The sequence below is a fragment of the Aliivibrio fischeri genome, assembly GCA_038993745.2.
GTDB lineage: Bacteria > Pseudomonadota > Gammaproteobacteria > Enterobacterales > Vibrionaceae > Aliivibrio > Aliivibrio fischeri_B.
Genome location: CP160629.1, coordinates 290737 through 315226, shown reverse-complemented (window position 1 = coordinate 315226; position 24490 = coordinate 290737). Strand labels below are relative to the sequence as shown.

At 38.2% G+C, this 24490-nt stretch carries 23 protein-coding genes and 3 pseudogenes; 14 read left to right on the top strand and 12 right to left on the bottom strand.

What is annotated here, in order from left to right:
* The first annotated feature begins 62 nt into the window (after positions 1 to 62).
* Entirely contained in the window at positions 63 to 641 is a 579-nt protein-coding gene (gene msrA, locus AAFX60_001585) for a peptide-methionine (S)-S-oxide reductase MsrA (protein ID XDF77946.1), read from the top strand.
* Positions 642 to 694: 53 nt separating this feature from the next.
* On the opposite strand, the gene AAFX60_001580 is transcribed toward msrA, so the two are convergent.
* Complete coding sequence (locus AAFX60_001580) at positions 695 to 904, bottom strand: DUF1107 domain-containing protein (protein ID XDF77945.1); 210 nt, start codon at positions 902 to 904, stop codon at positions 695 to 697.
* A gap of 213 nt (positions 905 to 1117) precedes the next feature.
* Here AAFX60_001580 and AAFX60_001575 point away from each other — a divergent pair, with 213 nt between their 5' ends.
* The 7 genes from AAFX60_001575 to AAFX60_001545 all read left to right on the top strand — a co-directional run bounded on the left by AAFX60_001575 (position 1118) and on the right by AAFX60_001545 (position 6414).
* Entirely contained in the window at positions 1118 to 1669 is a 552-nt protein-coding gene (locus AAFX60_001575) for a YtfJ family protein (protein ID XDF77944.1), read from the top strand.
* Between the two features lie 64 nt (positions 1670 to 1733).
* The gene (locus tag AAFX60_001570) at positions 1734 to 2027 is read left to right on the top strand and encodes a DUF2607 family protein (protein XDF77943.1); all 294 of its coding nucleotides are present in this window, start codon (positions 1734 to 1736) and stop codon (positions 2025 to 2027) included.
* A gap of 47 nt (positions 2028 to 2074) precedes the next feature.
* Positions 2075 to 2731, top strand: coding sequence for a DUF2796 domain-containing protein (locus AAFX60_001565; protein XDF77942.1), 657 nt, complete (start codon positions 2075 to 2077; stop codon positions 2729 to 2731).
* 36 nt (positions 2732 to 2767) lie between these two features.
* Entirely contained in the window at positions 2768 to 3454 is a 687-nt protein-coding gene (locus tag AAFX60_001560) for an ABC transporter ATP-binding protein (protein XDF77941.1), read from the top strand.
* A complete protein-coding gene (locus AAFX60_001555) occupies positions 3451 to 4710 on the top strand; it encodes an ABC transporter permease (protein ID XDF77940.1) in 1260 nt (419 codons plus the stop codon). Before AAFX60_001560 ends, AAFX60_001555 begins: the two co-directional genes overlap by 4 nt.
* A gap of 11 nt (positions 4711 to 4721) precedes the next feature.
* Positions 4722 to 5207 (top strand): DUF3299 domain-containing protein, encoded by a 486-nt coding sequence (locus tag AAFX60_001550; GenBank protein ID XDF77939.1) that lies wholly within the window; start codon positions 4722 to 4724, stop codon positions 5205 to 5207.
* A gap of 307 nt (positions 5208 to 5514) precedes the next feature.
* Entirely contained in the window at positions 5515 to 6414 is a 900-nt protein-coding gene (locus AAFX60_001545) for a TIGR03899 family protein (protein ID XDF77938.1), read from the top strand.
* 84 nt (positions 6415 to 6498) lie between these two features.
* Here the strand turns inward: AAFX60_001545 and cysC are convergent, their stop codons facing one another.
* From cysC to cysD, 4 genes and pseudogenes are all read right to left on the bottom strand, one after another.
* On the bottom strand, positions 6499 to 7113 hold the full coding sequence (gene cysC, locus AAFX60_001540; protein XDF77937.1) for an adenylyl-sulfate kinase: 615 nt from the start codon (positions 7111 to 7113) through the stop codon (positions 6499 to 6501).
* Positions 7114 to 7127: 14 nt separating this feature from the next.
* Complete coding sequence (locus AAFX60_001535; GenBank protein XDF77936.1) at positions 7128 to 8855, bottom strand: SLC13 family permease; 1728 nt, start codon at positions 8853 to 8855, stop codon at positions 7128 to 7130.
* Positions 8856 to 8866: 11 nt separating this feature from the next.
* A pseudogene (cysN, locus tag AAFX60_001530) lies at positions 8867 to 10302 on the bottom strand (sulfate adenylyltransferase subunit CysN).
* A gap of 29 nt (positions 10303 to 10331) precedes the next feature.
* Positions 10332 to 11239, bottom strand: a pseudogene (gene cysD / locus AAFX60_001525) (sulfate adenylyltransferase subunit CysD).
* Between the two features lie 409 nt (positions 11240 to 11648).
* On the opposite strand from cysD, the gene AAFX60_001520 reads away from it, so the two are divergent.
* From AAFX60_001520 to AAFX60_001505, 4 genes are all read left to right on the top strand, one after another.
* Positions 11649 to 13631 (top strand): bifunctional 2',3'-cyclic-nucleotide 2'-phosphodiesterase/3'-nucleotidase, encoded by a 1983-nt coding sequence (locus AAFX60_001520; GenBank protein XDF77935.1) that lies wholly within the window; start codon positions 11649 to 11651, stop codon positions 13629 to 13631.
* A 116-nt stretch (positions 13632 to 13747) separates the two neighbouring features.
* Positions 13748 to 14317, top strand: a complete 570-nt coding sequence (locus AAFX60_001515) for a Crp/Fnr family transcriptional regulator (GenBank protein XDF77934.1) — start codon at positions 13748 to 13750, stop codon at positions 14315 to 14317.
* Between the two features lie 65 nt (positions 14318 to 14382).
* Positions 14383 to 14835 (top strand): GNAT family N-acetyltransferase, encoded by a 453-nt coding sequence (locus tag AAFX60_001510; protein XDF77933.1) that lies wholly within the window; start codon positions 14383 to 14385, stop codon positions 14833 to 14835.
* A gap of 19 nt (positions 14836 to 14854) precedes the next feature.
* The gene (locus AAFX60_001505; GenBank protein ID XDF78872.1) at positions 14855 to 15703 is read left to right on the top strand and encodes a DMT family transporter; all 849 of its coding nucleotides are present in this window, start codon (positions 14855 to 14857) and stop codon (positions 15701 to 15703) included.
* A 12-nt stretch (positions 15704 to 15715) separates the two neighbouring features.
* Here AAFX60_001505 and AAFX60_001500 read toward each other — a convergent pair whose 3' ends face one another.
* Complete coding sequence (locus tag AAFX60_001500) at positions 15716 to 16366, bottom strand: LysM-like peptidoglycan-binding domain-containing protein (GenBank protein XDF77932.1); 651 nt, start codon at positions 16364 to 16366, stop codon at positions 15716 to 15718.
* A 139-nt stretch (positions 16367 to 16505) separates the two neighbouring features.
* Between AAFX60_001500 and AAFX60_001495 the strand changes: the two genes are divergently transcribed.
* Both AAFX60_001495 and AAFX60_001490 read left to right on the top strand, forming a co-directional pair.
* On the top strand, positions 16506 to 17126 hold the full coding sequence (locus AAFX60_001495; GenBank protein XDF77931.1) for an FKBP-type peptidyl-prolyl cis-trans isomerase: 621 nt from the start codon (positions 16506 to 16508) through the stop codon (positions 17124 to 17126).
* 123 nt (positions 17127 to 17249) lie between these two features.
* Positions 17250 to 17713: pseudogene (locus AAFX60_001490) on the top strand (DUF2780 domain-containing protein).
* Positions 17714 to 17800: 87 nt separating this feature from the next.
* Here AAFX60_001490 and AAFX60_001485 read toward each other — a convergent pair.
* The 6 genes from AAFX60_001485 to dusA form a co-directional block, all read right to left on the bottom strand.
* Positions 17801 to 18562 carry a phosphoadenylyl-sulfate reductase gene (locus AAFX60_001485; protein ID XDF77930.1) on the bottom strand — a complete coding sequence of 254 codons (762 nt, stop codon included), beginning with the start codon at positions 18560 to 18562 and terminating at the stop codon, positions 17801 to 17803.
* The gene (cysI, locus tag AAFX60_001480; GenBank protein ID XDF77929.1) at positions 18555 to 20285 is read right to left on the bottom strand and encodes an assimilatory sulfite reductase (NADPH) hemoprotein subunit; all 1731 of its coding nucleotides are present in this window, start codon (positions 20283 to 20285) and stop codon (positions 18555 to 18557) included. The genes AAFX60_001485 and cysI overlap by 8 nt, the downstream gene beginning before the upstream one ends.
* The gene (locus tag AAFX60_001475; protein ID XDF77928.1) at positions 20285 to 22099 is read right to left on the bottom strand and encodes an assimilatory sulfite reductase (NADPH) flavoprotein subunit; all 1815 of its coding nucleotides are present in this window, start codon (positions 22097 to 22099) and stop codon (positions 20285 to 20287) included. The genes cysI and AAFX60_001475 overlap by 1 nt, the downstream gene beginning before the upstream one ends.
* Positions 22100 to 22234: 135 nt before the next feature.
* A complete protein-coding gene (locus AAFX60_001470) occupies positions 22235 to 22465 on the bottom strand; it encodes a hypothetical protein (GenBank protein ID XDF77927.1) in 231 nt (76 codons plus the stop codon).
* A 171-nt stretch (positions 22466 to 22636) separates the two neighbouring features.
* Positions 22637 to 23329: a TIGR04219 family outer membrane beta-barrel protein gene (locus AAFX60_001465; GenBank protein XDF77926.1), complete on the bottom strand. Its 693-nt coding sequence runs from the start codon at positions 23327 to 23329 to the stop codon at positions 22637 to 22639.
* 118 nt (positions 23330 to 23447) lie between these two features.
* Positions 23448 to 24452, bottom strand: a complete 1005-nt coding sequence (gene dusA, locus AAFX60_001460) for a tRNA dihydrouridine(20/20a) synthase DusA (protein ID XDF77925.1) — start codon at positions 24450 to 24452, stop codon at positions 23448 to 23450.
* Between the last annotated feature and the right edge of the window lie 38 nt (positions 24453 to 24490).

Genomic DNA, 24490 nt, shown 5'->3' with positions numbered 1-24490 from the left:
CTCGTTTTATAGAGTAGCACAAGATAAATGTCTTCTATATTAACTCAGTTGAAGGATGCAACATGACAACTAAACAACCAACGTCACCACCACTTCATTTTATTTCTCAACGTAATTTAGAATTCATACCGCCAAATTTTGAGCAAATATTTTTTGGTATGGGTTGCTTCTGGGGTGCTGAACGTCTTTTTTGGCAATTAGAAGGCGTCTACTCTACTGCGGTTGGATACAGTGGAGGAGTAACATCACACCCTACTTATAAAGAAGTCTGTACAGGAACAACCAATCATACTGAAGTTGTAAAAGTCATTTTTGACCCAACAATAATTTCATTAAATACCTTATTACATTCTTTCTGGCAAAAACACGACCCGACAGAAGGAATGCGACAAGGTAACGATATTGGGTCACAATATCGTTCAGCTATTTATACAACATCTAAAGCGCAACAGGAAACAGCGAAACAAACGCAACAGCAATACCAAGCAGCTCTAGAAAAACAAGGTATCATGCGAGTTATTACGACGGAAATTGTACCAGTCCAAACCTTTTACTTTGCCGAAGAATACCACCAACAATATTTAGCTAAAAACCCTGATGGTTATTGTGGTTTAAAAGGTACTGGTGTTTGTTTTATATAAACAAAAAAGGTGCTCATGACTACGAGCACCTCTTATTAACTATTACTATAATTTTAAGCTGGCATCATTGATAGTTGACGAATATGTTGATTCACTTCACTCATAACTAATAGCATTTTCTTAGTTCCTTGATTTGGCATTAAAATTTTACCGCCATCAAACTCAAAAGTTCCAATTCCTTCAATATGCAAATTACCCTTAAATAACGTTTTTACAAAACGAGCGACTTGCAATGGTCGATAAGCCTTAAAATTTCTAAACATAGCCATTCCCCGATTATCCATATAAAGGTTTTATTAGTCCTGAAAACAAACGCCAATCTACACCGTTTTATTACAAACAAAACAAGTGATTAACATTATAGGAAGCAAAACTATTTTCAACAAGGAGAAAATCAAAACCACAAAGACTGGTCGAATCGCTTTTTTCTTATCGCTACACTAAACTACGAAGGTTAATCATCAAGGATAATAAAAATGAAAAAAGTAAAACTACTTACACTTGCGGCTTGTCTGCTCCCTTCTCTTTCATTTGCTCACAACCTAACTCTTAATAAAGAAGTTCCATCAGTTTCGATTGAACAGTATGGTGAAATCTTTTTTAAAAACTCAGCTGCAACCTATCAAAACTGGAATACTGAACAACTTAAAGGAAAAGTTCGAGTATTGCAGGCAATAGCAGGTCGAAGCAGTGCGAAAGCAATGAACGCCGATCTTATGAGTGCAATTACATTAGAAAAGTTCCCAGAAACAGAATATCAAACAACAACTATCATCAATCAAGATGATTCTATCTGGGGAACCGGTGGATTTGTGAAGTCTTCTGCTGAAGAAAGCAAAGAAGAGTTTTCATGGTCTTCAATGGTATTAGATGAGCATGGTAAGGTCGCAAAAGCTTGGGATTTACAACCTGAAAGTTCAGCTATTATTGTTCAAGATAAAGAAGGAAAAATTCTTTTCATTAAAGAAGGAAAGTTATCAAACGATGAAATTAAGCAAGTTATAGCGCTAATTCACACTCAATTATAAATAATGCCTTGCTTATAAAATGTTATATTATTACATTTACTACTCATTCAATTAGGGTAGTACAATGCAATCGTATTTCTTTACTAAACAACGCTGGTTAAATTGGGGGTTTGCAATACTCCTAGCGTTGTTTGGTATTTTGGTTGCTAATCACCAAGTTGATACCAACTTACATCATCATGAAGATCACCATTGCCAGCAGTTTCAATCATTTAGCTCTGGTATTTGTATCAACGTTACATCACCACCAGTTATCCCCCAGCTAATTATTTGCTCTTTATTTTCTATAGTTGAAAACTCATCACCTTTAAACATAACAGTTCATTCGCGAGCACCTCCAACTCCGTCTATTCTCTAAACAATAATCACATTCAATTTATCATTCTTAGAAAATAGGAAATTATTATGTCTATCTGTAATAAAAAAACACTTCTTTGCTTAGCAGTTTCAGGTTCTTTATTCTCGGTAAGTTATGCTGCAAATGCTAATGACCACCATGATCATAATCATCATGATGGAGAACATCATGAAAGTGAACATCGTCACCACGATGCTCATGTCCATGGTGTGGTTGAAACCAATATTGCTCAAGATGGCGATCACCTACTTTTTGAGATCACCGCTCCTGGCGCTGATGTTGTTGGTTTTGAACATGCACCAAAGGATGACGCTCAAAAGCAAGTACTTGCTAATGCAGTAAAAACATTAAACAACCCAAACCTGATCTTTACACTTCCTGAAAATGCAAAATGTACATTTGAAGAAGCTCATGTATCTCATAACCTAGTTAATCATAACGATCATGATGACCATGAACACGACCACGATCATGACCATGACCATGACCACCATGATGGTGAACACCATAAAGAACATGGCAAGCATGGTGAGTTTAGTGCTCAATATGAATATCACTGTGAAGCGATTTCAAACCTAGACCAAATAGAAACTCAGTGGTTCACTCACTTCCCTCATACACATAAAATGACAATTCAATATCTTGGTGATGCTGGACAAAAAGCCGCTTCATTAACACCAAAATCATCAGTTATCACTCTATAACTTAGGTATGGCGGTGGTAACATCGCCAGTTTTACTATGAACATTATTGAATTATCAAACCTGACTTTTCATTGGCCCAATCAAAGCGAATTAACATTAAATATTCCTTCTTTTACTCAAAAACAAGGAAGCAAACTATTTATTAAAGGTCCGAGTGGAAGTGGTAAATCAACCCTATTGAGTCTTTTAACGGGTATCCTTTCACCAACGTCTGGTTGTGTAACAATTAATGGTACTGATATTAATCAACTCTCATCAAATCAAAGAGATAGATTCAGAGCTGATAATATTGGTTATATTTTCCAGCAATTTAACTTACTCCCATATTTATCCGTTATCGATAATGTAATTTTGCCTTATCAATTTTCTTCAAAAAAAACATTATCTATAAAAGAATTACGCATAGAAGCAACACGTCTTTTAACGCAGCTTCAATTACCGGCTTCTCATTTTAATAAGCCAATTACAGACTTAAGTATTGGCCAACAGCAACGAGTGGCCGCCGCTAGAGCTTTTATTGGAAAGCCTAAATTAATCATTGCCGATGAACCGACATCAGCACTGGATCACGAAACTCGTTTTGCTTTTATTGAGTTATTAATGAATGAGTGCAGAAACAGTAACGCGAGTTTACTTTTTGTCAGCCATGACCCAAGTTTAGAGTCTTTATTCGATCAAAGTATTGATTTAAGAGAATTGAATAAAGCAGGAGGCATCTCATGATAGGCATTACAAAATTAGCTTGGAAAAGTCTAATTAATCGTAAAACAACCGTATTACTTACTGTTGCAACTATTGCTATTTCAGTAATGCTATTAGTTGGCGTAGAACGTATTCGTACCGAAGCTAAGAATAGTTTTGCGAACACGATTTCGAATACTGATTTGATTGTTGGTGCTCGTTCTGGTCAAGTTAACCTATTGCTTTATTCTGTTTTTAGAATAGGTAATGCGACAAATAATATTGATTGGAAAAGCTATCAAGAAATCATTCATCAAAGAGCGGTAAAATGGGCCATTCCGATTTCTCTGGGTGATTCCCATAAAGGTTTCCGTGTTATGGGAACGAATCAAGACTATTTTCGTTTTTATCAATATGGAAAAAAACAGCCTCTTGAATTTAAAGAAGGCAAACCATTTAATGGATTATTTGATGTTGTATTAGGTGCTGATGTTGCTAATAAACTCAATTATCATCTAGGGGATAAATTGGTTATTGCGCACGGGATCAGTGATAAGTCTTTTACCAGACACGATAATTTACCTTTTACTGTCGTAGGCATTTTAAAACCAACAGGAACACCTGTAGATAAAACCTTACATGTTTCACTAGAAGCAATATCTGCCATTCATGTTGGCTGGGAAAGCGGTGCGCATTTAGGCAATACTCCCGATGCAAAAGTCTTAGAAAAACAAAAATTTGAACCTGCAGAAATCACAGCTTTCATGCTTGGATTAAAATCAAAGATTCAAACCTTTGCTCTACAACGCTACATTAATGAATATTCAAAAGAACCACTTAGTGCCATTCTTCCCGGTATCGCATTACATGAATTATGGGGAATGATGTCTGTGGCAGAGCAAGCGCTCTTAGCCGTATCTGTTTTTGTTGTTGCTGCGGGCTTAATGGGAATGCTAACAAGCCTATTAACTAGCTTGCAAGAGCGCCGTAGAGAAATGGCTATCTTGCGTGCAATGGGGGCTCAACCTAAGCATATCTTTATCTTATTGATTAGTGAAGCTGTTGTAATAACCAGCTTTGGGATCATAGTAGGCCTAATGGGGCTTTACTTATCTCTCAGTATTCTACAACCTATAATCCAACAATATTATGGCATTGCCATTGAGTTAACCCTACCAACACTTTATGAACTCAAGCTACTTGGTCTTGTTTTGTGTTCAGGCTTTGTGATTGGCGTTATTCCAGCAATACAAGCTTACCGACACTCTTTAAGTGATGGCATGACAATAAGGTTATAAGGACCCTTTTAATGAAAAAGAAAATAATTATCTGCCTATTAATGCTGATGCCTTTTAGTGCATTCAGTAATGAGGTATTAAAACTTGATTGGATTGATTTGATTCCTGAACAAGAAAGAAATCAATTTGATTCAATGGGAATGCCTAAAATTGATCACAATGGTGGTCAAATGCAACAATCTTTAGTGGGTTCGGTTAGACAAGAATTAAACGGAAGTATGGTAAAAATACCCGGTTTTGTGATCCCTTTAGAGGGCGACGATAAAATGATCACAGAATTTCTGTTAGTGCCTTACTTTGGTGCATGTATTCATGTTCCACCACCACCACCAAACCAGATTATTTACGTGAAATTCGAAAAAGGCGCTCCAATACAGCAGTTGTGGGATGTCATTTATATTGTTGGTAAGTTAAAAACAGAAACCATTGATAGTGAACTTGCTGAAACCGGTTATCTTATTGAAGGTGTAAGATTAGAAGAATATGACGATGAGTAATTAACAAATATTTTACACTGGTTTATTTTGTTTAGTTAAATATAATTAGATAAATAAACCAGTGTTACTGCATAAACACTAACCAATGTAACGCTAAATAGAATCTTCTTAAAATTTGACTCTTTCATTTCCCCTCTCCAACGTTATTAATCAACTGATTTATTTTAACAAAAATTTATCATTTCGCCACTAATTACCTGCTACTTTATTTGACTAACTCGCAAATATCGCTTTGAGATTAAAGTTTTTATTTTCAGCAACCGATAAGATAATGGGAAATCATGTTAAATCGAAGCTAGGCGAACTCATGAATACGCAGCAAACTATCATCACTAAAGATGAAACAACTAAAAAAGAACAACCAACTCATAAAAAAGAACATTATGTAGTTAGCAGCGCTAGACGACTAAAAGAAATTGCAATTCAGCAAGGTCTTGCGGCCAATCTTCAGCCTCCAAAACCAGAAGAAACACTACTCAAACGTGCGTTATATCGTGAAAAATTATTGCGTGAACAACAACAACAAAATTTAGAAAAAATCGTAAAACTCGCTCACGATTATTGCAATGATGAAACCGCAGGCGAACCTGATCCTGATTGGCTACATCGTTTCTTTGAAATGGCAAAAGATATCCACGACTCATCAATGCAAAAACTGTGGAGCCAAATATTCAAACAAGAAGTGATCAGCCCTGGTTCCACTTCAATGAAAGCCCTTAAAGTTCTAAAAGACATGACCCAACGCGAAGCTCAAACATTTCAAAGAGCAGCTTCACTCGCATGTAGCTTTGGACAAGACAACAGTAAAAAACTCCTATTGGGTTATAAGTGTGCTGGTACTTTTTTTAATTTCTATAAAACCGATGGGCCTCAACTCATTCATTTAGGTAACTACAAACTACCTTATTCAAGTTTATTGCTTCTTATTGAATTAGGTTTACTACTTAGCACTGAACTAGAGTCAGGAGAGATTGAGTTTGAACCCGCCTTACCCTTGCAATATCAAGGGAAGAACATCGCAATAAAACCAATGCAGAAAGGGTCTCGATTGGTATATTACCGATTTAGTCCTACTGGTGCTGAGCTATGTAAACTGCTAGGCAATAAACCGAATGAAAATTATTACGATAACCTCATCAGTTTATTAAGTCAGAAGTTTATGGTTGAAACGGATGTTGCTGCAAAATCCATTTCAACGATGGCTTAGTTGTCTAAGTTAATAGATAAGCATCAAAAATAATTAAAGCCCTAGTAGTTCCAAAAACAATCACTATTAGGGCTATTTTTTCTTCTAGATAATTGAACGTACTTTTAGCTCTTCTAAACACTGTTCAACTAATGCTTCTATCGACTGAGTTCCTGCGGGCAAATCAATTTCGGGGTTTACCGGTTGTTGATATTCAGAATCAATCCCTGTGAAATGTTTTATCTCACCAGCTCGTGCTTTTTTATATAAGCCCTTCGGATCTCTTTTTTCACACTCATCCAGAGAGGTATTCACAAAGACTTCTAAAAACTCCCCCTCAGGCAGTAATTCTCGAACCATTTGACGCTCAGCTCTATGAGGTGAAATAAACGCACTTAATACAATAAGCCCAGCATCTGCCATCAACTTTGAAAGCTCACCAATACGTCTAATGTTTTCTTGCCTATCATGATCTGAAAAGCCCAAATCTTTACATAAACCATGACGGACATTATCGCCATCAAGTAAATAGGTATGATACCCAAGCTCTGCCAATTTACTTTCTAATGCACCTGCAATGGTTGATTTACCTGCCCCCGATAATCCAGTAAACCAAAGCACCGCCGGTTTTTGCTTTTTAAGATCGGAACGAATTTCCTTTGTTACGGTATGTTGATGCCAAACGACATTCTCATCTTTTATTACTGATTGTGCTGTCATGTTTCATCCTTGAATTAAAATGGGAAAAAGTAAGGGATTAATGCTAATACCAGTACCGAATAAATAATCGACATGGGTAATCCCACTTTCACATAATCGAGCAGTGTGTAATTGCCCACACTAAAAACGAGTAGATTAGTTTGATATCCATAAGGGGAAATAAAACTGGCACTCGCACCAAAAAGCACCGCCATAATAAAAGGCATGGGATCAACGCCATACCCCAATGCCATGCTATAACCAATAGGAAAAGCCAGTGCTGCCGCTGCATTATTGGTAATAAGTTCAGTCAACACCAACGTAATAAGGTATACCGCAATTAATGCCCCCATTACTCCCCAGCCATTAAACAGCTCAATAAACATTTCACCTAATTGAACAGATAGTCCTGATGACAACATTAACTGTGCGATAGAAAGCGCAGCACCAACAATAACAACAATATCAATTGGGAATCGTCTACGAATTTCACCTAAATTAATAATACCTAGCGCTAGCATACCAAGTAGATAAACAGAGAGTCCTTTAATAATAGGAAACACATCAAGTAAAGCAGCGGTAATCACAGCAGCAAAACCAACCAAAACTAAAGCACTCTTGTCTCCATCCAGTTTTGCGGCTGAATCTAAATCACTGATAATGACGAATTCACGTTTTAGTTGTTGCTTGCTCTGTTCAAAGTCTTTACCGGGAACCAAAATTAATGTATCCCCTGCTTGTAATTCAATTTTTCCTAATCCACCTTCAAGTCGTTCATGCCCTCGGCGAATAGCAACCACTACCGCATCAAAGCGTTCTCTAAATTGAGCTGACTTAATGCTTTTTCCACGAATAGAAGCCGATTGGCTTACAACAACTTCAAGTAGGTTCTGTCCATTTAAATGATGCTGACCAAATAAGGTTAAGCCATTAATTTCTTGTAACGTCGTAACACTTTCAATGTCTCCGCAAAACAGCAGCCTATCTCCAGCTAATAAAATCATATCTGGCTCAACCGATGGTATGGTTTTTCCATTACGAATCACTTCAGCTAAAAACAGCTTACGCAATGCTCGAAGGTTATTTTCACTGATTGATTTACCTACTAGTGGTGAGCCACCTTCTACTCTTGCTTCTAAAAAATACGGTAATTCATCTTGATGACTTTCATCGTACTGAGGCAATAAATAACTCAGTGGAATTAAAATCAATAAACCACCAAATAGAACGGCTAGACCAATCGTTGTAGGGGCAAAGAAACTTAAACTCGGTAACCCCGTATCTTCCACAAAACTATTAATGATAAGGTTCGTTGAAGTACCAATTAACGTTAATGTTCCACCTAAGATAGCGGCATAAGATAAGGGAATAAGTAATCGTGAAGGAGCGTGTCGTTGATTACGTTTGATTGCACCAATCAGTGAAACAACAACCGCTGTATTATTGGTAAAAGAAGAAAGTAAGGCAGTAGATAGACCTAATTTGCCTACCACACTCCCTAACCTTCCTTCAGAAATATAACGACCAACCCAACTGATAAGGCGTGTTTTTTCTAAAGCACAAGAACTTAAAATAAGCAGCACTAGCGTTAGCAAAGATGAATTAGTAAAATTTTTTGCCAAGCTAGGTAAATCAATCATACCAACCATAAAAGCAATAAATGCAGAACCTGCAAATATGACGCTTGGTTTTAACTTACTTGCCAATAAACTCACAATAATCAGAGTTAATAACGCCAGAACGAATCCTTGTTCCCATGCCATAGTGACAGTCCTTAGCCTAAAAGCTTAGAAATATCTTTGGTTTCCCAATGTGGGAAGTGCTTACGAATTAACGCATTTAGCTCAATTTCAAACGCACTGATATTGTCATTAATTGGCTTAGTCTCACTCAAATCAGATAGGTTTTGGATCATCCCTGCCCCTACCGTTACATTAGTTAGACGATCAATAAAAATAAATCCGCCAGTATCTGCGCAATCTTGATAACGATCTAAACTCACGGTTTCCGTTAACGATACATCACATAAACCAATACCATTCAGCGGCAACTCTTGAGTATCAAACTTTTCTAGACTGTTGATGTTCACTTGATGGTGAATAGCATCAATTTGTCCCACTGTTTTCTTGCCTGCAATTTTAATATCGTATTGACGACCCGGTTCTAATCCTTTTTCCGTCATCCATACAATCTCAGCTTTAAACTGATCCGTGGCTTGCAAGTTCGACTGTGATTTAACTAACAAGTCACCACGACTAATATCAATTTCATCCTCAAGTGTTAGCGTTACCGCTTGGCCTGCTTGAGCAGATGTTAAATCACCATCAAAGGTAACAATACGAGCGACTTTCGATTTTTTACCTGATGGTAAAGCCACAATTTCATCACCAACAGAAATTCCACCAGAAGAGACCGTTCCAGCAAAACCACGAAAATCTAAGTTTGGACGATTAACGTATTGCACAGGGAATCTAAACTCACCATTGCCTTTATCTGCATCAATATCCACATTCTCAAGGACTTCTAATAGTGGTTCACCTTGATACCAAGATAATGCCTCACTTGGATTTACTACGTTATCTCCTTCTAATGCAGATAAAGGTAAAATAGAAATATCTAAATTTGGATTATTCAATTTCTTAGAAAAAGCTAAGTATTCCTCTTTAATCTCTTCAAAACGAGTTTGAGAATAGTCAACTAAATCCATTTTATTCACTGCTACAACAAAATGACGAATACCAAGAAGATTTGCGATATAAGAGTGACGGCGAGTTTGATCAAGCACCCCTTTACGAGCATCAATCAAAATCACGGCGACATTACAGGTTGATGCACCCGTAGCCATATTACGAGTGTATTGCTCATGCCCCGGTGTATCGGCAATGATGAATTTACGTTTTTGAGTTGAGAAGTAACGATATGCCACATCAATCGTAATACCTTGCTCACGTTCAGCTTGCAGGCCATCAACCAATAAAGCTAAGTCTGGACGCTCACCCGTAGTACCACTCGTTGGCTGTCAGCATGAACTGCATCTAGTTGATCTGCATAGATTTGTTTTGAATCATGGAGTAATCGGCCTATGAGGGTACTTTTACCATCATCTACTGATCCACACGTTAAAAAACGAAGTAATGATTTGTATTGATGTTCTTTTAAATAAGCTTCAATACCAAGCTCTGCCAGTTGTTGCTCTACTGCACTATTCATTTATTTAATCCTTCCTTAGATGCCTGATATTAAAAGTAACCTTGACGCTTCTTGAGCTCCATGGAGCCAGATGAATCATGATCTATCGCTCGTCCTTGACGCTCACTGGAGGTCGCAACTAGCATCTCTTCAATAATTTCAGGCAATGTATTCGCTTTTGATTCCACCGCGCCTGTTAATGGATAACAACCTAGAGTTCTAAAACGAATATCTTTATGTTGGATCTCTTCACCTTCTTCCAGTTTTAAGCGCTCATCGTCTACCATGATCAACATGCCATCACGCTCAACCACTGGGCGTTTCTCTGATAAATACAGAGGAACAATTTCAATATTTTCTAAATAGATGTATTGCCAAATGTCCAACTCAGTCCAGTTTGAAAGCGGGAATACTCGAATACTTTCCCCTTTATTGACTTGTCCGTTATACGTATTCCATAGCTCAGGGCGTTGATTTTTTGGATCCCACGTATGGTTTTTATCTCTAAATGAATAAACACGTTCTTTGGCGCGTGACTTTTCTTCATCACGACGAGCTCCACCAAAAGCCGCATCAAATCCGTATTTATTTAATGCTTGTTTCAAACCTTGTGTTTTCATGATATCGGTGTGCTTTGATGATCCATGCACAAACGGATTAATGCCCATTTCTAACCCTTCAGGGTTTTTGTGTACCAATAGATCAAAACCGTATTTTTCTGCTGTTTTATCACGAAATTCAATCATCTCTTTGAATTTCCAATCGGTATCAACATGAAGAAGTGGGAATGGATCTTTCCTGGATAAAATGCTTTACGAGCTAAATGCAGCATCACTGATGAATCTTTACCAATCGAGTACATCATTACAGGGTTATCAAATTCAGCTGCCACTTCGCGAATAATATGAATACTCTCCGCTTCTAGTTGCTGAAGGTGGGTCAATCGTTTTGCGTCCATGTGCTTTTGTCCTTTAGGCTAAATTTGGTAATGGCTCCTGCTTCTGGTGATAGTCTTAACACTTCTTTTTATCGTTGCAGGCGGCGAATTGTCATTCCAATAAAACCACTATAGACGGGTTACTTTATTACCTGAAATTCTAAAATTTCATTTTTTATTCGATTTAATGCTAACGCAAAAAAAATTAATGCGTTTCATTCAGAAAAAATAAAGAAAAATCGAGAAGGGAAAATCAAAATATCGGTCGATAGCATGGCTAACTAATTAAAAATAAAGCTGTGATCTGATTACCATAAAGCGTACTGAAACAAGATCAACTGCACACATTGAGAGGCCAGTTACATTTATAACATAGCCAATCTGTTATCTTATTGGCGCTTTTATGATTATCACCTTTTGGAGACACACTATGAACCTCTCAGCAAAACCTGTTTCAATTGCAGTATTAGCTGGTCTAGGTCTACTTACCCTTTCAGGTTGTAGCCCAACAGTTACCGATACCGATGAAGTTATTAATCTACGAGTGGTAGAAACAACAGACATCCATACTAACCTTATGGATTATGACTACTACAAAGATAAGCCGACTCAAAAAATTGGTTTAGCTCGTACAGCAACATTGGTAAAAGAAGCTCGTGCTGAAGTAACAAACAGTGTTTTAGTTGATAATGGTGATTTATTGCAAGGTAGTCCAATGGGTGACTACATGGCAGATAAAGGCATTGAAGCTGGTGAAGTTCACCCTGCATATAAAGCGATGAATCAATTAGATTACGATGCAGGTAATATTGGTAACCACGAATTTAACTACGGTTTAGAGTTTTTAGCAGAATCAATTAATGATGCTGATTTCCCATACATCAGCGCGAACGTTTATGATGCAAAAACAAAAGAGCATTATTTCAAACCATACATCATTAAAACTCATAAACTAAAAGATACGGCAGGTGTAGAGCACGAAATCAAAGTCGGCTACATCGGATTTGTTCCACCACAAATCATGGTATGGGATAAAAAGAATCTTGAAGGTAAAGTTTTTGCTCGTGACATAAAAGAAACAGCAGAAGAATTAGTACCTCAAATGAAAGCAGAAGGTGCTGATGTTATCGTTGCAATTCCTCACTCTGGCGTATCAACGAATCCATACAAACAAGGTGAAGAAAACTCAACCTACTACCTTTCTGAAGTAGACGGTATTGATGCTATTGCCTTTGGTCACTCACATGCGGTTTTCCCAGGAAAAGGATTCGATAACCTGCAAGGTATTGATAACGAAAACGGTACAATTAACGGCGTTGCTGCTGTTATGCCTGGCCGCTGGGGTAGCCATGTTGGTGTAATGGATTTAACTCTTGAGCAAAAAGATGGCAAATGGAGTGTAGTAAAAGGTCAATCAGAAGCTCGCCCTATTTTTGATAAAACAAATCAGAAATCACTGGCTGACGCTGATAAAGGCATCGTACAAGCTTTAGAAGCTGATCATAAAGGCACGCGTGATTTCGTTAACCAGCCAATTGGTAAAGCTGATGATGTTATGTATAGCTTCTTAGCTTTAGTTCAAGATGATCCTACCGTTCAAATCGTTAACCTTGCACAAAAAGATTACGTTGAACGCTTCATTCAAGGCGACCCTGATTTAGATGGTACTCCAGTACTTTCTGCGGCAGCGCCATTCAAAGCTGGCGGTCGTGGAAATGATCCAACAAACTTTACAGAAGTTGAATCAGGCCAATTGACGTTCCGTAATGCGGCTGATTTATACCTATACCCGAATACATTAGTTGCAATGAAAGTAACGGGTAAAGAAGTAAAAGAGTGGCTTGAATGCTCTGCTGGTCAATTTAAACAAATCGACATCAACAGTACTGCACCTCAACAGTTAATTGATTGGGATGGTTTCCGTACGTATAACTTTGATGTCATTGATGGTGTTAACTACCAAATTGACATTACTCAACCAGCAAAATATGACGGTGACTGTAATTTAATTAATGAAGGTTCTGAGCGTATCATCGGTTTAACATACCAAGGCAAACCAATTGATGCGAAGCAAGACTTCCTTATCGCAACTAACAACTACCGAGCTTACAGCAATAAGTTCCCTGGCACAGGTGCTGATTTCATCGCTTTTGATTCTCCAGATGAAAACCGTACCGTTCTTGCTAACTACATTTCTCGAGTTAGTAAAGAGGCAGGTCAAGTTCAACCATCAGCTGATAATAACTGGTCTTTCGCACCAATAAAAAATGGCGAAAAACTGGATATTCGCTTTGAAACATCACCAAGCGAAAAAGCAACTCAGTTTATTAAAGATAAAGGTCAATACCCAATGAAACGTGTTGCAACTGATGATGTTGGTTTTGCTGTATATCAACTTAACTTAGCAAAATAAAATTCATCTCTTTTACAAAACAAATAGCATGGTGATTTCACCATGCTATTTTTTTATCTGTATGCTAAGTTTTCCACTATTAAAACATCATCTTCTAATAATAAAAGTACTTAACTATGAATGATCTTTTTACCACTCAACTGGAATCACACGGGTTTACTCCCCATGAAATATCTCAAATAGTTAAGTTAGGTAAGCTAAAAACTCTTCCTGCTAAGTCTATACTTATCAAACAAAATAATGTTGCTAATGAATTCTATTTTCTTATTGATGGGTTTTGTCATTCTTGTTATCTCACCGAACAAGGCAAGCAATTTAGTAAGGAGTTTTATTGGAATGGCGATTGGGTCGTTGGCTTTGAAGAATTATTAGATCAAACGTCATCTCCTTATACTCTTGAAACCATTACTCAAACAAGTTTAATAACATTACCTATCTCTCTACTGGACCGATGGCGAAAAAATGCTCTCCCTCTTTATATCAAGTTATTAGAAACACAACTTTTGTATAAAGAAAGAAAAGAACGCTTTATGTTATTAAACTCTCCTCAAGCTCGTTACGAGGTTTTCTGTCAAAATTATCCAGAACTATTAGCCCAACTCAACGATTACCAAGTTGCCGCTTACCTTGGCATAACTCATATCAGCTTAAGTCGAATAAAAAACAGAATTAAAAAGTTAACATAAGTTAATGCCAAAAAAAGTGAACATAGGTATCTTGGATACTCTTCATTTTCACCGAGATAAATTCCATGATCCATTGGCAAAAAATACCATTTACCGAATTAACCACCTCTCAACTCTATGAATTACTTCGTTTAAGAGTCGATGTTTTTGTTGTAGAGCAAACCTGCCCTTACCCAGAACTTGATGGCAAAGATTGCCAAGATGGGGTTTATCATTTAATTGGCACTAAAGATAATGAAATTATAGCCTGCGCTCGATTGCTGCCAGCAGGTACCAGTTATATCAATGTCAGTATTGGACGAGTTGCAACCAAAGGCACTGCAAGAGGTGATGGTTTAGGACATAAACTGCTATCACAAGCTTTAGCGTGTTGTGAAGAATTATGGCCAGGAGAGACGATTGATATTGGTGCTCAAGAACATCTAACTCACTTTTATCAAAAACATGGATTTCAGGTAATTTCTGATATGTATCTTGAGGATGATATTCCCCATGTTGATATGCGTTTAGAAAAATAAGATGAGTATGAGATCAATGATGGCTCCTACTCATTTAGCTATTATCTTATTGATATTAGGTAACTTACTTGCTTCACTTTCTGATGTTGCAGTTAAAGTATTGGATGGTGGAGTCTCGCCTTTTCAATATATATTTCTGCGTCAATTGATCTCACTCGCTCTTCTGTTTCCTTTTTGGTTTCATCAACAACCCAAATTAAGATGCTTAAGCAACCCTAAAGTAACGCTAATACGAGCTCATGTTCTTTTAATTGGTAGTGGTTGTATGGTGGTATCAATCACCTACTTAACTTTAGCGACTGCCAATGCTGTTTTTTATACTGCACCATTGTTAATGATCCCGCTTTCAATACTCTTGCTTAATGAAAAGCCATCGACAAAGAAAATATTTCAAACCATAGTCGGGTTTTTAGGGGCTCTTATTATTCTTCGTCCTTCTCAATTCCACTGGGCTGCTATTTTTGCTTTAGGAACCGCAACTACATTGGCGTTATATAATATTTTGGTAAGAAAAATACCTAACGATCAATCCGTTATTACCACACTATTTTGGACTACATTATTATCCTTACCTGTTTCAGGTGGTTTAGCTTGGCTTTATTGGCAACCATTGCATTATCATGAAGTTCTTTGGATTGCTCTGAGCGCAACTTTTATTATTAGTTATAATGGGTTAGCGACCATTGCATACAAAAAAGCCCCTGCAACTCAGATTTCTTTGGCTGAATATTCAGGATTAATTTTTGTGGTTATATTTGGTGTGATTTGGTTTGACGAGATCCCAGACATATTAACAGCAGTGGGGATTGCATTGATTGTCATTCCTCTTATGCCTAAAACGTGGTTAAAGAACATAAGAGGAAGATAGTAAAAAGAGAGATTATTTACTGCGTCCAAAATTACCATCGGACATTCTAAAGTACATGATCGCTTGACCATCACGTTCTATTTGTACGATATCTAGATCGCCTTGTTGATTGAGTTTAAAGCGAAACAGTTGACCTTTCTTAATATTACTTAATGGTTTATCTGCCCCTTCAATTTTCACCACTTTATTTAATTCAGTTAATGGCAGATTATTTTTTCTAAATACCTGATAAAGGGTATCACCTTCTTGAATTTGATAATCGTGCCATTTGGCTTCAACGGTCGTTGTTTCTTTTTCAATAGAGGCTGTTTGAGTCGGTACTTTTTCTTCTCTATTGACTCTCGTTTCTCTTTGATTGCGGTTTGATGATGCCTCTTGTTCACTTAACCCTTCAAGGTTTAAGCTGACACTTTGTCTCTGCATTTCAGGCGCAGGGATCACGGTAGGCTGAATACTATCTACTTCTTCCTCTGCACCACTTGGTAATAAAATTAAAACAAAGGTAACAGGAACTAAAATGCGTAATGCTTTTTGGTGAAATTGAGGTAATCGTTGCCAATAAGGTGCAACTTTTTCAATAATAGGCCCACACTTTTCCTTTAAATTAGCCAATTGCTCAGAAAAATCTGGGCGCTTTACATTCATTTTTTTCTTTTTATTCATACCATCGCCTCATGCGAAACTGGTGAGCTCACGTTTTATTCTAATATCAGAGTTCAAAGAAGTACAAAAGTTTACCTTAAGCTTAGATCTCTGTATCCTTTATGCTTTCGTTTATACCATATAAAGAAAGAGAGACTGTATGTCTGAAGTAAAATTAGAAACAGTAGAACAAAGAGCAAGCTACGGCATTGGTCTTCAAATGGGCCAACAACTAGCACAATCAGGTCTTGAAGGCCTAAACGTTGCTGCTATCGCTAAAGGTATCGCAACTTCACTAACTGGTGATATGCCAGAAATCGAAGTTGACGCTATCAACGAAGCACTTCAAGCACTTCACATGCGTGCTGAAGAAGCTCGTGCAGAAGCTTCAAAAGCTGCTGCTGCTGAAGGCGAAGCTTTCCTAGCTGATAACGCACTTCGTCCAGAAGTAACTGTACTAGAGTCAGGCCTTCAATATGAAGTACTAACTGAAGGTACTGGTGAAATTCCAACTTCTGATAAAACAGTACGTGTTCACTACCACGGTATGCTAACTAACGGTGCTGTATTCGATAGCTCTGTAGAACGTGGCCAACCTGCTGAATTCCCAGTAACTGGCGTTATCGCAGGTTGGGTTGAAGCTCTTCAACTAATGCCTGTAGGTTCTAAGTGGAAACTTTCTATTCCACAAAACCTAGCATACGGTGAGCGTGGCGCTGGTGCTGCAATCCCTCCATATGCTGCTCTAGTATTTGAAGTTGAACTACTAGATATCCTTTAATCTTTCTCAAAAAAGATTAAATATAAAATTAAAAAGCGATGCCTATGGGTATCGCTTTTTTTTGTGTCATACTCTAACTACAATGTTACAAAAACAATATTGATATGTTAAAAGGAAATGACAATGAAAAAAACGCTAATCTTATCAACGCTTGCACTTTCACTCACAGCAGCTGCACCAGCTAATGCTTTTCTTTCTAATCTTTTTGGTGGCAGTGACGATGCCAAAACAGAAGAGACAACCGCTTCTAACCCATTAGTTGGAATGTTAACTGAAAACCTTGATATCTCAGCTGATCAAGCTGCTGGCGGTGCTGGCGCTCTATTAGCGATGGCAGGTAATGGCCTATCGGATTCTGAAAGCTCTGAATTAAATAGTATGATCCCTGGTCTTGAATCTCTAACGGAGCAATTCCTGGTGGATTAGGCAGCATGATTTCAAATATGGATAGTGTAAAAGCAGCTTTTTCAGCTCTTGGATTAGACCCAGCTTTGATCTCGCAATTTACTCCTGTAATTACTGAGTACTTAAGCTCTCAAAATGCAAGTTCTGGTTTACTAGATTCATTAACTTCTCTTTGGAAATAATGAATTTATAAACAATCAAGATAAATAAAGGCAGCGTTATCGCTGCCTTTTAATCCAATCAAATTTATTTAATGATAGTTTTATCATTTAAATTCCAGAACCATCAAGTTCACCGTCATCTTCATGTAATCCACACTCCCGCTTCAAGCCAAAAAATCGAGTTTCCTCTTCGCTCATTCCCGGTTCCCATTTCTGAGTTGTGTGTGTATCACCAACAGATAAATACCCTTGGTCCCATAATGGATGGTAAGGTAAATCGTACTCTTTCAAAAAGTAATGAACTTCTTTATTTGTCCAATCTAAGACTGGGAGGAATTTAAAAACGCCATTTTGGATACTTAAAATAGGTAAATTTGCTCGAGAACCCGATTGCTCTCGACGTAACCCTGAAAACCAAACTCCAATTTCAAGTTGATCTAAAGCACGACGCATCGGCTGAACTTTATTGAGTTTATTATATTTCTCAATGCCTTCTACACCTTGCTCCCATAATTTACCATAACGGGCCTCTTGCCAATTTGGGCTCTCATCCGCAGTAAAGACATGAAGATTTAAATTCAATCGGTCCGTTAATTGATCGATAAATTGATAAGTTTCAGGAAATAGATACCCGGTATCAGTCAAAATAATAGGGGTATCTGATTTTACTTCAGTAACTAATTGCAACATCACCGCAGCTTGAATACCAAAACTGGATGACAACGCAGGGTTACCTTCTAAGTTTTCCAACGCCCAAACAACACGCTCTTGGGCTGTTAGTTTCTCAAGCTCAACATTAACCTCAGCTAAACGTAATGTTTGCTCAACCTTGGTTAACGATAACAGCTCTGATAATTGCAATTTAGGCATGAAAATCCCTCTTTGATACTTTCACTTCATCTACGATACCTGCACGGATCGTAAAATCACCAAACCCTTCATTTTCATTACGTTCGGTCGCCCAACGACCAACAAGTTGATCAATTTCAGTAAGGATTTGACGGTCAGTGATGTTTTCCTTATACATTTTAGGAACTCGAGTTCCACTGCGATTACCACCAAGATGGAAGTTATAACGCCCTGGCGCTTTACCAACAAGACCAATTTCAGCCAACATTGCTCGGCCACAACCATTTGGACAACCAGTGACTCGGAAAATAATGTTGTCTTCTTCTGGCAGATTGTGTTTTTTCAATACACCTTCAATTTCAGTCACAAATTCAGGTAAGAAACGCTCGGCTTCCGCCATGGCTAATGGACACGTAGGAAACGCCACACAAGCCATTGAATTTTTACGCTGCTCTGAATGAGTATCATCAATCAAACCATGCGCACGAGCAATTTGCTCTATATGATCTTTTTGCTCAGAAGGGACACCAGCAACAATCAAATTTTGATTTGCTGTCATTCTAAAATCACCTTGGTGAACCTTAGCAATTTCAGCCACACCTGTTTTTAGTGGTTTTCCCGGATAATCTAATAAACGCCCATTTTCAATAAATAATGCTAAGTGATGCTTACCATCAATCCCTTCAACCCAACCGATTCGATCACCGCGTTCCGTTAACTCATAGGGACGACTTTCTTCAAATTGAACGCCAGCTCGTTTTTCAACTTCAGCTTTAAATACATCAGAACCCACACGATCTAATGTGTATTTGGTTTTTGCATTTTTACGATTTGAACGGTTACCCCAGTCACGCTGAGTAGTCACCACTGCCGCTGCAACATCAAGGGTTTTCTCTAACGGTACAAAACCAAAATCATCCGCTTTACGTGGGTAAGTTGCTGTATCGCCATGCGTCATTGCAAGACCACCACCCACAAGCACATTAAAACCAACCAATTTTCCATTATCTGCAATGGCAATGAAGTTCAAATCATTCGCATGTACATCCACATCATTTTGCGGAGGAATAACAACGGTGGTTTTAAATTTACGAGGCAGATAATTACTGCCTAAAATCGGTTCTTCATCCGTAGTTTCTAGTTTTTCACCATCTAACCAAATTTCAGCGTAAGCACGTGTTTTTGGTAATAAATGCTCACTGATTTTTTTCGCCCACTCATACGCTTCTTGATGAAGTTCGGATTCAACAGGGTTAGTCGTACATAACACATTTCGGTTTACATCCCCTGCTGTCGCAATTGAATCTATACCGATACTGTTTAATGTTTGATGCATTAATTTAATATTTGGTTTTAACACACCATGAAACTGGAAGGTTTGACGTGTCGTTAAGCGCAAACTGCCATAAGAGGTATTTTCTTCAGCAAATTTATCAATCGCCAACCACTGCTTTGGTGTAATAATGCCGCCAGGCATACGAGCTCGTAGCATGACATTATGCAAGGGTTCTAATTTTTGTTTCGCACGCTCAGCACGAATATCACGATCATCTTGTTGATACATGCCATGAAAGCGGATCAGCTGAAAATTATCTTTGGTAAATCCGCCAGTAATTCGATCCTGCAGATCTTCTACGATCGTGCCACGTAAATGCTTACTTTCACGCTTTAATCGCTCGTTATCAGCAAGTGGACCAAGCTCTGTCCCTGATAAAATCGTTTTAACGTCAATTAATTCGCTCATTAGTACACATCCCTTTGATAACGTTTTGCCTTACGCAGCTCATTTACAAATTGCTCTGCTTCTTCTCTCGTTTTCTGTCCATGTTGCTCTACAACGCAAATCAATGCTTCGTGTACGTCTTTCGCCATACGAGTTGCGTCACCACATACATAGATATACGCCCCATCTTGCAGCCACTGCCATACTTGTGCGGCATGCTCTAAGATTCGGTGTTGTACATACACTTTTTCTTGTTGATCACGACTAAAAGCAACATCAAGCTGATTCACAATTCCCGATTTAAGGTATTTCTGCCACTCCACCTGATATAAAAAATCTTGAGTAAACGTTCTATCACCAAAGAATAACCAGTTTTTACCTTCTGCATCACGGTTATCACGCTCCTGTACAAATGAGCGGAATGGGGCAATACCTGTACCTGGTCCAATCATTATCACTGGGGCATTATCATCTTGAGGTAATTTGAAATTGTTATTGTGTTCAACAAATACTTTCACATCATCGCCTTCTTCTAAGCGATGAGATAAAAAGCTAGATGCACCACCAAAACGTGTTTCATCTCCTTGCAGATACTCCACAACCCCTACCGTCAAATGCACTTCTTCATCGACTTCAGACTGACTTGATGCAATAGAATATAGACGAGGAGTTAAGCGACGAAGCAAACCAACCAGTTGCTCTGCGGTGAGTTTTGCTTTTTTCTCAGACAATACATCAATAACTTGAGTATTCCCTGAATACTGGCGAAGCTTATCTTTATCTGCTGCTAGCTTTTCTAACTTTTTGCTGCCTGACAACTCTGCATATTGAGTCACTAATTGCGGATTTGCTGAGGTGATTTCATATTTTTCAACCAAGGCTTTTTGAAGCGATATTGAATCACCATCCACCTCAACCGCTTCATCACCCGTTAAACCGACTTGCTTCAAAATTGCTGAAGCGAGCTCTGGGCTATTTTCAAACCACACACCAAGAGCATCACCCGGTTGATAAGTTAATCCTGAACCATCTAAATCAATTTCGATATGACGAACATCTTTACCTGAATCTCGCCCTGTGATTTTTTGGCTGGTTAATAGCGTAGCGGTATACGGATTTTGTTTTGAGTATTGAGAGGTATGAGCGGCTTGTCCAACAGGAAGCTGAACCACTTGCGCACTTTGTGCTTCAGAAGCTAATGCCTCTTTTACTTTATCAAGTGCTTGCTTTCGCCACTCTGCAGCCGGAGCTTCATAATCGACATCAAGATCAACACGTTCAATAAACGGTGTTGCCCCTTGTTTTGATAAGAAGGCATCAAAATCTTTACCTGTTTGGCAGAAAAACTCATAACTTGAATCCCCTAGACCAATAACACCGTAATGTAAATTATCGAGCTTAGGTGCTTTTTTCGATTGTAAAAATTCATGTAACTCAATGGCATTATCAGGCGCCTCACCTTCACCATTGGTTGAAGCGACAATAATGACATGAGTTTCTTTTGCTAAATTTTTACCTTTGTAATCACTGGCATCAAAAAGCTCAACAGCAATACCTGCCGCTACCGCTTCTTCTTTTAATGCTTCAGCAACGCCTTTGGCATTACCTGTTTGAGAGGCAAAAATAATAGATAACTTACCAGCAGGTTGGCTTGATACCGCTGCAGCAGCTTGATTGATTGGTTGTGTTGCACCTGATGTTTGGCTTATCCCCCAGAAGTAGCCACTGACCCACGCCAATTGCTGTGGCGACAATTCAGAAGCGGCTTGCTGTAACTGACCTATTTGTTGGTCATTAAGTGGACTAGCGAGTGCGGAGAGTTCCTTTAATAACATGACGACATCCCTATTCATTGCGTCATGTTAGATTAGCGAGAATTTTCTATAACAAGAAAGAATAGATAAGTATGTTTTATAACTTTTTGGAAGAAAGAAATGGTTGCTTTGCGTTAATGGGATGACTTTTATCGTTTATTCGTTGATTCTTACCTGACTAAAACCAACAGCCAATGCGCTCTTTGAGGCCGCTTCTAAATCACGATATTTCACCTCTCCTCCTTTTAAATCCGTTAATAAAACCAGACCACCACGGACATGGCGAAATTCAACGATCCAAGAGTCTTCAACAATAACGGGTTCTATTACTGCTTCAACCAATTGATCTTCTTGATACATTAATTTTAATTCACTTAAAGTGGTCATAACGGCATCCTTCTTACGACAACAGCCATAACACAACTTATGGCAGTATCCACTTTATAAGCATGGTCAATAAACGTAATTTGAGCAAATTTAAAATAAAAAAATAGCGACTCAGTCACCTGAATCGCTACCTTAAAAATAATTCATTATTGTTGATACAGTTTTTATCGATTAGAAATCAAACGACAAACCACCAAACCAGCCATCAACCATGACGTTTGCTTGGTCACTATCAAAGCCTTCAAAATAACCAAACTCATGATCCATTACACGATAACCAAGTTTAAATTCAACATCGACAGCATCAACAGGAAGAATGTATTTCACACCTGCTTGACCATCCATTGTACGAGTGTCACTGCTGCTACCAAAGTCATACTGACCAAAAATATGGAAGTTTGTATTTGGAATGTGCATCGATGCATCAGCATACATATTTAATGCTGTTTCGCTAAAGCTTTGGTCTGCTGGACCTCCAGGAATTGAACCACCTTTATTAAATTCACCGTTTGCAAATTGAGTTAGTGTTAAACCCACATCAAATTGCAGACCATCAGTTTCTAATAATTTATAGTAACCGGTGTAATCAATTTGGTCGTATTCAAAACGATCCGCTTTTACTGGTGTATAACGTACTTTTACATTAGGTAAAATTGGGTATGGATGTTCAAACGCAATAGAGAAAGCTTGTGATGCATCAACATCATTATCTCTTACCGCTCCCTCTTTAGAGCCAACTTTTCCATCAGGGAACCACGCATCAATAGCAACTTTAGTTGTAAATTCCTTCTCTGCTGAATGTGCAGGTACTGCCATAACTAAGGCAGCAGAAGCAACAACAGTGGCGAGGGATAGTTTGTTCATGCGTAGTCTCCATTTGCGACGCTATTTGGTTCATATGAAGTAATAATAAACGATTTGGTTTATTTATATACTCTTCTTTTACGTATCTAACTTAATTTATCGACAGAATGGCTAAAATCTATACATCTAATTCAGAAGGAATTTTAGCAAGTGCTGTTTCTACCACTTCAATGCCAGCTCCTGGCTTATGCGCATTTTCGCTGATATAACGACGCCATTGTCTCGCACCCGGCATGCTTTGGAATAGACCTAACATATGACGAGTAATATGGCCTAAGTAAGCTCCATTCTCTAGCTGACGTTCAATATATGGGTACATAGACTCAACAATCTCACGACGCTTTTTAATTGGCTTGTCACTACCAAAAAGTTGTTGATCAACTTCCGCTAATAAATACGGACTTTGGTAAGCCTCACGTCCAATCATCACACCGTCTAAATGCTCTAAATGCTCTTTTGCTTCCGCTAATGTTTTAATACCACCATTAACCGCAATAATTAATTGTGGGAAATCTTTCTTAATTTGATACGCACGTGGGTAATCAAGTGGCGGGATCTCACGGTTTTCTTTCGGGCTTAAACCGCTTAACCATGCTTTACGAGCATGAATAGTAAATTGATCACAACCGCCCTTTTCATGAACAGTTGAAACAAACTTAGTTAAAAACTCATAGCTATCTTGGTCATCAATACCAATACGAGTTTTTACCGTCACTGGAATATCAACAACCGCTTTCATTTCAGCGACACATTCAGCTACTAAGTCTGGTTCTGCCATTAAACAAGCACCAAAACGGCCATTTTGTACTCGATCTGATGGACAGCCCACATTTAGGTTTACTTCATCATAACCACGTTCTGCTGCTAATTTCGCACAATGAACTAAATCTTTAACGTTTGAACCACCTAGCTGCAAGGCTACTGGATGCTCTTCTTCGTTATACGCAAGAAAATCACCTTTACCATGAATGATCGCACCAGTAGTTACCATCTCAGTATATAAAAGCGCATGCTCAGATAATTGACGATGGAAGTAACGACAGTGACGATCTGTCCAATCAAGCATAGGGGCAACGGAAAAGCGTTGTAGTGGATATTTATTGGTGTTCTCAGGGTTTGACACAATTTAGCCTTAAAAAAATACTGTACAAATACACAGTT